The 2,555-nt window shown below is 52.6% G+C and carries 3 protein-coding genes; 1 reads left to right on the forward strand and 2 read right to left on the reverse strand.

Annotated features, from left to right (window positions below; translation table 11 throughout):
- The coding region (locus Q0294_RS16900) for a hypothetical protein (RefSeq protein ID WP_299467808.1) at positions 1 to 350 on the forward strand (350 nt) is incomplete at its 5' end.
- A 35-nt stretch (positions 351 to 385) separates the two neighbouring features.
- On the opposite strand, the gene Q0294_RS16905 is transcribed toward Q0294_RS16900, so the two are convergent.
- Together Q0294_RS16905 and Q0294_RS16910 are read right to left on the reverse strand one after the other, a co-directional pair.
- Positions 386 to 1,669 (reverse strand): DUF1501 domain-containing protein, encoded by a 1,284-nt coding sequence (locus Q0294_RS16905; protein WP_299467810.1) that lies wholly within the window; start codon positions 1,667 to 1,669, stop codon positions 386 to 388.
- 26 nt (positions 1,670 to 1,695) lie between these two features.
- Positions 1,696 to 2,555: DUF1553 domain-containing protein (locus Q0294_RS16910; protein ID WP_299467812.1), on the reverse strand; the 860-nt coding region annotated here is incomplete at its 5' end.

A 2,555-nucleotide genomic window follows, 5' to 3' on the forward strand; every position in this document is an offset into this window, starting at 1 on the left:
TGCTGATTCTTTTCTCAGGGACGGTTCTATCTGGTTGTGAAGCCAAGTTGGAGACCCCCGAAAAACCTGCTGATACTGCGACCGTATCCGGAAAAGTGACCCTGAATGGCAGCCCGGTCACATCTGGGCAGGTCGGGTTGTATTCACTAGATTATGGCACGCTTATCCAGGGAGATCTTGATAAGAAAGGGGAATTTACCATTGCAGACCCTGTGGCCCCCGGGGACTACCAGGTCTTTTTTATCGGAACGAAAGGGATGCCTGACAAATACCTGAGTGAAACCTCGAGTGACTACATCGTGCCTGTCAAGAATGAAGCGAATCAGCTTTCGATCGATATCAAATCCTGATCGTGTCTGTCAATTACAGTTGAGCTGTCGGCGGTTTAACCGAAGAGTCCTTTGATGACTTCGCCGCTTTCGACCAGTTTTACCGGGCGGCCGATGGGTGTGTGCAGTTCCATGTCGGCGTTGATCTGCATGGCTCTGCACATCGAACGAAAGAGGTCGTCGACCTGGACTGGGGAGTCCACGATTTCCTGACCATTGGCGTCTGTTTTTCCGATGACCTGTCCCCCTTTAATGCCGGCACCCGCCATCAGCAGGTTGAAGTTTTTGACCCAGTGATCGCGGCCTGGAATCGGAGGACGCGCATTGATTTTGGGAGTGCGTCCGAACTCGCCCATACAAAGAACCAGCGTTTTGTCTAACAGCCCGCGCTGCTTTAAATCGATCAGGAGTTGCGATAAACCCTGGTCGACTTCGGGAGCCCGACGTTCCATGCCTTTGAAGACGTTATTATGCATATCCCAGCCTCCCGTGCGCACCTCGACAAACGGGACGCCCACTTCAACAAGCCGTCGCGCCACCAGCAGTCCCTGCCCCAATTGTGATTTGCCATAGGCTTCCTGCATCGTGGCGGGTTCATCGTCGAACTGGAACGCTTTCAACCGGGGTGAGAGCATCATCAGATTTGCTTTCTGGTACAGCTTGCTTTGCTCTTTGACGAGCGCTGCTGCGCCTGCGTCAGCAAAATCACTTTCCTGCTGACTTAATAAAGCCAGTCTGCGCTGTTGTCGTGACTCGGGTGTACCATTCAAAACATTTTCCGGTAACTGGCCGGGGCGATCGATAATAAACGGTGCGACCTGAACTCCTAGAAAGCCCGAGCTCAGCGTCTGGCCGATGCTGACAAAATTGGGGATGTCGGATTGCGGATCACCAAGCTCTTTCGCAACGACGGAACCGAAGTGCGGGAACTTCTCAATACCCAGCATGCGGTGGCCCGTATGCAGATGGTAGGTGCCCCGTTCGTGTGCCGCCTCTTTTCCTGTCATCGCACGGATGACGGCGATGTCATTCATCACCGCAGCGATCTTCGGCCAATAACCGGCAATTTCGATCCCAGGAGTTTGCGTACTGATTTTCTGGGTTTCGCCTCCGTTGGGAGTACCCGGTTTGGGATCCCAGGTTTCCATCTGGCTCGGCGCACCTGCCAGCCAGACCAGAATGCAGGAGCGACCTGCTTTTTTCAACTCGGCGGCGTTTAACTGGAACTGCGTCAGAAGAGAGGAACTGGATATCCCCAGTGAAGCTGCCTGTAGAAAATTTCTTCTGGAAATTCCGCCGCGTCGATTTAAATTCAGATGAAGGAGCGCATCTGTCTGCATTGTATGTTTCCTGTAGTTGAAAATGGCTAGCGTTTCGTACGAAACTCGGTGGAATTGATGAGGACCCAGACCAGATCATCAAGGGCTGCATCGCGCGTCGGAGAATCTTTCAGGTAATCAATGTTTCGCTGAACTTCCTGTTCGGTGGCGTGTCTGGCAAGCACGTTCAAATACAGTTCCTGCACCATTTCTGCGTCGGATGAAATGGTTGCCAGCCGCTTTTTCAGATCACTTTGAGACAGCTTCGATTGCAGGGCCGTATTATTCATCATCAGCAACGCCTGTTGAATGGAGCCTTCGAGTGCCGCTTGTGGCAGAGAGGGATTCATGTCAAATACCTGCATGATCTCCTGATGCAGTTTTTTGTCTTCCCCAATCAGATTTTCGACCGAGGCGGCGACCACGTCGGGGCGTAAGCGGGCAGGTCTGACCGCGGTAAACAGTTCTGAGGCAGAGGAAATAGTACGCATTTCGCGCTGATAGATTTTGGAATTCATGATCAGCCGAAAGACCCACTTGGGGTCGAAGTCTTTGTATCGGAAGTTAGCCGCGATCCGGTTGACGACCGGTTTGTGAATGACCTCACTGTCCGGTCCCAGGCTGTCGACATCGTAGAAACCATCGCCGAGCAGTTCACTCCAGATTCGGTTCACATAAGCGCGGGCAAACCAGTAGTTTTGTGGGTTGTATGCGAGGTAGGCGGCAATCGAGACCCGTCGCGCATCGGCTTTCATTTTTTCATGCGGTTTTTCTCCCAGCAGAAACCGGGGTTGAACTACCGTTTTGGCGGTCGGATCATCTTTGTCTGGCATGCTGTAAGTGGAGGGATGGAAAAACGCCGCGAGTTCGTGAAATTGTTCGCGTTTCCAGTTATCAAACGGGTGGT

This window comes from uncultured Gimesia sp. (genome assembly GCF_937919775.1).
Lineage (GTDB): Bacteria > Planctomycetota > Planctomycetia > Planctomycetales > Planctomycetaceae > Gimesia.